This is a genomic window from Methyloceanibacter marginalis (assembly GCF_001723295.1).
Lineage (GTDB): Bacteria > Pseudomonadota > Alphaproteobacteria > Rhizobiales > Methyloligellaceae > Methyloceanibacter > Methyloceanibacter marginalis.
In genome coordinates, this window is the sequence record NZ_LPWD01000003.1 from 1 (window position 1) to 8,133 (window position 8,133).

Sequence of the window (8,133 nt, forward strand, 5' to 3'; positions counted from 1 at the left end):
CACGGCGTCGTCGATCTTCACATGAAGGCCCGAGAGCTGTTCGTTGATCGCACCCTCGATCGGCGGAACCAACCCCGGAAGGGAAATGGGGCCGCGCGCCAAGCGTCCATAGCCGAGAACGATGGCGATGAGGCCGACGACGAGAATGCCGGCGAAGACTTCGCGGCAGACATGGGCGCTGCGGTTGGAGAGTCTGGCGAGCTGAAGCTGAACCGGTTGCGGAACGCTCTTCACCAGTTGGCGGCCACGGACGGGCAAGGCGCGGATGGCTTTGCCACCCTCCGCGGTCAGCTTGGCCAAGGCTCCTGCGAGCGGTTCGTCCATTCAGTCACAGGTCCCAACAGTTTGGCCAACCACCGATGCGTGCCCCTCGAAAGAGAACCCAGCGACAAGCCAGACAGCAGCACGGCCCCCGCCGCTCGATCTTAGCGTCGCGAACCCGATCCGCTCATGGTCTGTACCGGCACCCCCCAAGGCGCACCCTCGAACATCCCGCCTTGGGCCTCGTTACCACGGCGCGCAAAGCGAGGCTAAGGTCTTGTGCCATAAGAGGCATCAAAATCGGCTAAACCAAGGCGATTCAGGGCGTAAGCCGGTGCGCAGGGGCCCCTGCGGAGCGGCCCCGAGCCGGGCCAGAGAACCCCCATGACAAGGCTAAACCGAGACGATATTGTCACGACCAGGAGTTGGGTGCTGGGTATTAGCTCTCGGGCGAGAAGCGCCGCGACATTTCACTTGGACAGCTTTACTGTCTCCTGTCGCGGGACCTGGTGCCGAGTTGCGTTTCGCGCTGCGTCACTCGTATTGGATGGGGAGGTACCCAGTTATGTTCACGAAGAAGCCTGAGCCAGGCGAGACTGTCACCAAATTGGGTGGCGAGCGTTCGAACAGCGGCTCGGAGTCGAAGTCATCGCCGTTCACCGAGCGGCCGGCCACCTACGCCAAGGGCCCAAGCCCAAGTTCCAGTTCCAGCGCCAGCAAGATGGTTCCCTCCATCATCGGCGAGGACTTGACGATCACGGGCAACGTGGCCTCCAAGGGCGAGATTCAGGTCGACGGCGAAATTCAGGGCGACATCCATTGCGGCTCGCTGCTGCTCGGCGACAAGTCCCAGATCAACGGCTCTGTCATCGCGGAAGACGTTGTGGTGCGCGGCAAGGTCATGGGCTCGATCCGGGGCCTGCGTGTGACGCTCCAGGCGCAGTCCCATGTGGAAGGCGACATCTTCCATCAGAGCCTCGCCATCGAGCAGGGTGCGTATTTCGAGGGGAAGTCGCGCCGTTCGGATGATCCGATGGCCGATGTGAAGTCCGTTAGCCCACGTTCGGAGAAGAGCGCGGGATCGGAGAATCCCTTCTCGAGCCACGCCGCCGAATAGCCGACGAGCTCTTCGCCGATCGCGCGCTTGCATTGACGCTAGGGTTAGGTCTTGGCGTCGGCGCTGATGCGTTCGGCAAGCGCCGCCTCGATGAACGCGTCGATGTCGCCGTCGAGCACGGCCGGCGGATTCGTGCTTTCGACGCCCGTCCTCAGGTCCTTCACCAACTGATAGGGCTGAAGAACATAGGACCGGATCTGGTGACCCCAGCCGATCTCGGACTTTGAGGCCGCCGTGGCGAGCGCCTCCTCCTCCCGGCGCTTGAGCTCCGGCTCGTAAAGTCGCGCGCGCAGCATGGCCCAGGCCGTGGCCCGGTTCTTGTGTTGCGACCGTTCGTTCTGGCACTGCACGACGATGCCGGTGGGCTCGTGAGTCATGCGCACGGCGCTGTCGGTGGTGTTGACGTGCTGGCCGCCCGCGCCCGAAGCCCGGTATGTGTCGATGCGGACGTCTTTTTCGTCGATCTCGATCTCGATGGTGTCGTCGATCGCCGGATAGATCCACACCGAGGCGAAGCTGGTGTGGCGGCGGGCGTTCGAATCGAACGGCGATATACGCACGAGGCGGTGCACGCCAGACTCGGTCTTGAGCCAGCCATAGGCGTTCAGGCCCTTGACCAGGACCGTGGCCGATTTGATGCCGGCTTCCTCGCCGTAGTTCTCGCCGATCAGCTCCACCTTGTAGCCGCGGCCTTCCGCCCAGCGCATATACATGCGCTCCAGCATTTGCGCCCAGTCTTGGCTTTCGGTGCCGCCGGCGCCGGCGTGGATCTCCACATAAGCGTCGTTGGCGTCCGCTTCGCCCGACAACAGCGCCTCAACTTCACGGGTGTGCGCCTCCGCCCGCAGCTTGCGCAACGCCTCGTCCGCCTCAGCGATAATGCTCTCGTCGCCCTCTTCCTCGCCGAGCGCGGCGAGCGTGCGATTATCGTCGAGTTCGCGGGCGATGCGGTCGAAGGCGTTGAGCGCGGTTTCGAGATGCTGGCGTTCGCGCATGAGGCCTTGCGCGCGCTGAGAGTCGTTCCAAAAGTCCGGCGCCTCCGCCTCGCGGTCGAGTTCCGTCAGGCGCGCCTTCGCTTGATCGGGGTCAAAGATGCCTCCGTAGCAAAGACAGGGACTCCTTGATCTCGTTCACGAGCGTCTCGGTTTCGGCACGCATTTTCTTCCTCAGTGTTCTTGAGTGTTCTTGACGTGTTGGCTCGTCAATACGCATGGCCCCGGGCACGGCGGCGCCCGAGACGTCCTATTGAAATGAAGGTCTAGTAGAGGCCGCCGGTGCCCGATGTCAAAGCCCGGTCGTTGCTGGGCGGCCCCTGGAAGCCTGACTGGCCCGGCGGCGGTGCCCGGTATTGCTGCGGCGGCGGAAACCCTTGCGGCGGACCGCCTGCCTGGGCGTTGTCAGGATACTCCGGAAAGGCCTCGCCCTGCTGCTCGCCGCCTTCCGGCGCTTCGCCTTCGACGATGACGGCGCCGTCCGGGACGTGCCCCGGCTTGAAGGCTTCCATAATCACGCCGCTGTCTCCCCTGCGGGCGGGCAAACCAGTCTTGTGGTTGACACGGACCAGCATGGCGCCGGGCGGCGCCCGGAACGGCACCGGCGGCACGTCTTTTAGCGCCTCCTCGAGGAAATCCTTCACGATCGGCGCGGCCAGACCGCCGCCCGTGGCGCTGCGGCCCATCGGCTTCGGCTGGTCGTACCCGACATACGCGCCGACGACGAGATCGGGCGTGTAGCCGATGAACCAGGCATCCTTGTAGTCGTTGGTGGTGCCGGTCTTGCCGGCCAAGGGGCGATTCAGCGCCGTCAAGCGGCGTGCGGTGCCGTGCTGCACGACGCCTTCCATGATGCCGACCATCTGGAATGCGGAGATCGGGTCGACCACCTGCTCGCGGACATCGACGAGTTCCGGCTCGGCCTGGCGATCCCATTCGCGCGCGTCGCATCCGCTGCAATCGCGCTTGTCATGCCGCCACACGGTGCGGCCATAGCGGTCCTGAATGCGGTCGATGAAGGTGGCCTCGACCTTCTTACCGCCATTGGCGATCATCCCATAGGCGTTGACCATGCGCAGCAGCGTGGTCTCGCCAGCGCCGAGCGACATGGACAGTGCAGGCATCAAGTTGTCGTAGACACCGAAGCGCCGGGCATATTCGGCGATGACGGGCATGCCGATATCGCGCGACAGACGGACCGTCATCAGGTTGCGCGACTTCTCGATGCCGTAGCGCAGCGTCGAAGGTCCGGCGCCGCCGCCTGAATAGTTCTTCGGACACCAAGGCGGCATGCCGCGGCCCTGGCTAACGCAAATCTGTCCATCGACGATGATGCTGGACGGCGTGTAGCCATTGTCGATCGCCGTCAGATAGATGATGGGCTTGAAAGAGGAGCCGGGCTGGCGCAACGCCTGCGTGGCGCGGTCGAACTGGCTCTGATGGAAGCTGAAGCCGCCGATAATGGCGAGCACGCGGCCCGTATGCGGGTCCATCGCCGTGATGGCGCCGCTGACCTTCGGGACCTGCTGGAGCGACCACTTCCCGGCGACGGTCTCTTCGGGCGCGGGATTGCCGTCCTTGTCGGTCTTCGGTTCGAGGGGAGCGACATAGACCACGTCACCGGGCTTGAGGGCCTGCGTGACGGTCTTGCGGGTCCATTTCACTTCCGCGGCGGGAATGATGCCGGTTTCGCGCTCGGCGACCAACTTGCCTTCCTTGTCGCGGCCCGGACGGATGCCGACCTTGGCCTGGTCGTTCGAAACTTCGAGCACGACGGCGAGCTTCCACGGCTCGATGTCGCTCCACACCGGAACGCCGGCAAGCGTCTTGCCCCAATCGCCGGCGGGGTCGATGGTCTTCTCTACGCCGCGCCAGCCGGCATGGGTCCGGTCATAGTCGGTCAGACCCTTGACCAGCGCTTTGCGGGCGATCGCCTGCATCCGAGGATCGAGCGTGGTGCGGACCGACAGCCCGCCCCCATAGAGCTTATCCTCGCCGAAATCGTCGATGATCTTGCGGCGCACTTCCTCGGCGAAATATTCCGAGGCATGGATCTTGGGACCGTAGGTCCGCGCCAGCACGCCAAGCGGCTGAGCCTTGGCTTCCTCGCCCTCGTCATGTGTGGCGAAGCCGTTCTCGACGATACGGTCGATCACCCAGTTGCGCCGCGCGATGGCGCGCTCGGTGTGCTTGAAGGCATCGTAGTTGCTCGGCGCTCGGCAGGGTGGCCAGATAGGCTGCCTCCGCCAAGGTCAGTTCGTTCAGCGCCTTGTTCCAATAGGTCTGCGCCGCGGCGGCCACGCCATAGCGCCCGCACCGAGATAGATCTCGTTCAGATAAAGCTCGAGAATCTGCTCCTTGGTGAAGGCGCGCTCGATGCGGATGGCGAGGATCGCTTCCTTCAACTTCCGCTCGATATTCTGATCGTTCGTGAGCAGGAAGTTCTTGGCCACCTGCTGGGTAATCGTCGAGGCGCCGACCATGCGGCCGCCGGATTGCACCGCGCTCATATTGGTCACCACGGCGCGAAGGATGCCTTGAATGTCCAGGCCGCCGTGCTGATAGAAATTCTTGTCCTCGGCCGAGATGAAGGCCTCGGTGACGCGCTTGGGGACAGCGGTGATCGGCACGTAAATGCGCCGCTGCCGCGCATACTCGGCGATGAGCCGGCCGTCATTGGCGTGGATGCGCGTCATCACCGGAGGCTCGTACTTGGCGAGCACCTCGTAGTCGGGGAGTTCCTGCGAAACCTTCCACAGCACAAAGGCGGCCGCGCCCGCCACGGCGATGACGAGAATCATGCTGGCGGCAAACATGAAGCCGAGAAAGCGCAGGAAGAAGCCGCCGCGTTTGCGGCGCCGCCGTTGCTCCGGCGCTTGACCGGTGTCGTAATATCCATGGTTTTCTACCGTCCCGACCCCGCCTGTCAGCCTCGCGGGGCACCCGAACTCACCCTAACCAAGAATATGGCAACAAAACGCAAGAGTCGTCCGGAATCTAGGACTTCTTGGGGGGCCAGGTCCCGCTATAGTTAAAATCAGAAGGGAACGCGGGCGATGCGCCTGGTGAAGTAGCCGTCGATGGCGGCCGTCACCGAATCGGCCATGCGGTCCCGCCAGGCCTCGGAGGTCAGCTGCTTCTCGTCGTCGGGATTCGACAGGAAGCCGAGCTCGAGCAGCACCGAGGGCACGTCTGGCGCCTTCAACACGCGGAAGCCGGCCGAGCGGAGGCGCTTGGTGTGCAGCGTCCCCTTGGCGGCAAGCTCGCCCACGATCGACCGGGCGAACACCACCGAGCGGTTCTTGGTCTCGCGCTGGGCGAGATCGATGAGGATGTTGGTCACCACCTCGTCGGAATCCTCCGGCAGTTCCACGCCGGCGATGGCGTCGGAGAAGTTTTCCTTGGCGGCGAGCGCGCGCGCTTCGGAGTCACTCGCCTGCTCCGACAACGTATAGACGGTGGCGCCGCGGGCGTCGTCGATCTTGGTCGGGAAGTAATCGGCGTGGATCGAGAGGAACAGCCCGGCCCCCTTCTTCTGGGCGAAGGCGACGCGCTCCTTGAGCGGCAGGAAGGTGTCGTCGTCACGGGTCATGAACACCTCGTATCGCCCCGTGGCGAGAAGCTTTTCCTTCAGCCGCTTGGAGAATTCGAGAACCACAACCTTCTCGTTCACGCCGTTGGCGCTGCTCGCACCGGGATCCACGCCACCATGACCGGGATCGAGCACCACGATCGGTTTCGCGTCCACGGGATGTGCCGGGGCCTCGGGCAGCGGCTGCGGCGTGTTCTCCGCGCGCAGCTTCTTCTCCTCCTGCAACTTGGCGAGGAAGGTCTTCTCGTCGGTGGGCACGAGGTCGATGACAAGGCGCGCCGGCTGATCGTCGCGCGGCTCGAGCACGAAGGAGCGGTCGATCAGAAAGGGACCGCTCACGTCGAGCACGATGCGCGATTTGCCGGGGCCGAACAGGCCGTAGCGAAAGGCGGAGACGAGTCCGCGCTGCTCCTTGCCGATGCCTTGCGGCATCTGGAAATTGACATCGGCCGCGTCGACGATGACCCGGTAGGGATTGCCGAGCGCGAAGACGTGCACGTCCACTTTCTTGGAAAGGTCAGCGATGAAGCGGGTGCGCTCGCGGTCGCCGGCAAGACGGGCGTCCTTGGCGACCGTGCCTTCGGGTCCGCTTGCGCGGGCGCGGCAAAAAGCGCGGGCGCAACGAGCGCGAGGACCGCACACCAATATGGCGCGGCGGCAACCAAGGCACGCAGAACTCGCATCGTCCCCTACTCGCTTCAACTACAACGCAAAGTCTTCTTCTTCGCAGGCGCGTTACCAGGAGGTTTCTTAGCGTAACGATGCGCCAAATCGGGCCTGGTCTGGAGCCATTGTTAACCACGCTTGGTTAAGCGACCGTTGTGACCCTTTGGCGGCGGCACCCTGAGCACTTGCCAAATCTCCCGGCAAACCCGTAATAAGGGACAGACTCAAAATCTCTCTGAGTCTCCGGCCCTTGGACGCCAAACGGCGAGACGGGCGGAATCTTGTTTTGGCGCGTCGGGCCCTTGGAATTTCGGCCCGGACGCAGGAAGGCGGCGGCCCCGTATGACGGCCGCCCAGGTAGACGATAGGCCGCGGCTTTCATTCGCGGCAGTTTAGGAAATCGCGATGCAGAGTCAGGGCTATCAGCCAAGCCACGGAAATCTCCGGGCTTTTCTGATGCCTGTGGCTTGGCGGCCGCAGATGGCCGAGCCCAAGGACCCGGAATACGGGCCCGAAACGGGTCGTCGCACAGACTCATGGTCCAATAGTCATTGGCGCGCGCAGGCCCCAGGCTCACGCCCGGCGCGACGGCTTTTGCCGCCGCCCGCCCCGGCCCGCGCGCCGGAGAAAACACAAAATGGCAAGCAAAATGCTGATCGATGCGGCGCATCCGGAGGAGACCCGGGTTGTCGTCGTCAAAGGAAATCGTGTCGAGGAATTTGATTACGAGTCCGCGAATAAGAAGCAGCTCAGAGGCAATATCTACCTCGCCAAAGTCACCCGGGTCGAACCGTCGCTTCAGGCGGCATTTGTCGATTACGGCGGAAACCGGCACGGCTTCTTAGCTTTTACTGAAATCCACCCCGATTATTACCAGATCCCGGTCGCAGACCGGCAAGCGCTGCTCGAGGAAGAGGCTGCGGAGCACAGCCGGGCCTCGGCCGAGGAAGCTGCCGAAGACGACGAGGCGGCATCGGGCGGCGGACGCCGGCGGCGTCCCCGCCGTGGCCGTGGCCGCGGCCGTGGCGAGCCCCGGCGAGAGGCCCAGCAAAAAGACAGAGAGGCGGAGGCGCCCGAACCCGAGTCCGGTGTCGAAGCCCTGCCCATCGCGAAGTTCGAGTTCGACGAAGAGGACGAAATCGATACGACGCCGCGGGACGAGGATGACGACGATTCCCCGGACGTCGCTCTCGAGGCCGCCGACCTCGTCCACGAAGTCTCCGAACCTGCCGAGCCTCGCGACGACGAGGACGAAGAAGAACGCAAGGCAGCCGAGTCATCCTCCGACGGTGACAACGAAGACGAGGACGACGCGGAAGAGAGCCGCGCGACGGCAGCCAAGTCCGACGGTGACGATGAGGACGAGGACGACGAAGACGAAGACAACGGTGAAAACGGCGACAAGGCTTCCGCCAAGGATGGCGGCGAGGACAGCGTCGAATCGGTCGGTTCCGAGGATGCGCTCGAAGAAGTGCCCGAGCGGGCTCGCGCCGGCGCGGCCGTCC

General features: G+C 64.1%; 4 protein-coding genes and 2 pseudogenes. 2 read left to right on the forward strand and 4 right to left on the reverse strand.

The features are described 5' to 3' along the window. On the reverse strand, window positions 1–324 hold a 324-nt coding region (locus AUC71_RS00080; protein WP_141701336.1), incomplete at its 3' end, for a hypothetical protein. A gap of 502 nt (window positions 325–826) precedes the next feature. Between AUC71_RS00080 and AUC71_RS00085 the strand changes: the two genes are divergently transcribed. Beyond that, window positions 827–1,378 carry a bactofilin family protein gene (locus tag AUC71_RS00085; RefSeq protein ID WP_158007647.1) on the forward strand — a complete coding sequence of 184 codons (552 nt, stop codon included), beginning with the start codon at window positions 827–829 and terminating at the stop codon, window positions 1,376–1,378. Between the two features lie 44 nt (window positions 1,379–1,422). On the opposite strand, the gene prfB is transcribed toward AUC71_RS00085, so the two are convergent. From prfB to AUC71_RS00105, 3 genes and pseudogenes are all read right to left on the reverse strand, one after another. Beyond that, a protein-coding gene (gene prfB / locus AUC71_RS00090) for a peptide chain release factor 2 (protein ID WP_141701338.1) occupies window positions 1,423–2,536 on the reverse strand; the annotation gives its coding sequence in 2 pieces (ribosomal slippage) (window positions 1,423–2,466 and window positions 2,468–2,536; 1,113 coding nt in all). Between the two features lie 100 nt (window positions 2,537–2,636). Continuing rightward, window positions 2,637–5,186, reverse strand: a pseudogene (locus AUC71_RS00095) (penicillin-binding protein 1A). Window positions 5,187–5,407: 221 nt separating this feature from the next. Next, window positions 5,408–6,604 (reverse strand): N-acetylmuramoyl-L-alanine amidase, encoded by a 1,197-nt coding sequence (locus AUC71_RS00105; RefSeq protein ID WP_244500718.1) that lies wholly within the window; start codon window positions 6,602–6,604, stop codon window positions 5,408–5,410. A gap of 661 nt (window positions 6,605–7,265) precedes the next feature. Between AUC71_RS00105 and AUC71_RS00110 the strand changes: the two are divergent. Next, window positions 7,266–8,133: pseudogene (locus tag AUC71_RS00110) on the forward strand (ribonuclease E/G); the annotation flags it as partial.

What these genes read in the sequence shown, in the direction of transcription:
- AUC71_RS00085 (WP_158007647.1), top strand. Translation starts at nt 827, where the DNA reads ATGTTCACGAAGAAGCCTGAGCCAGGCGAGACTGTCACCAAATTGGGT.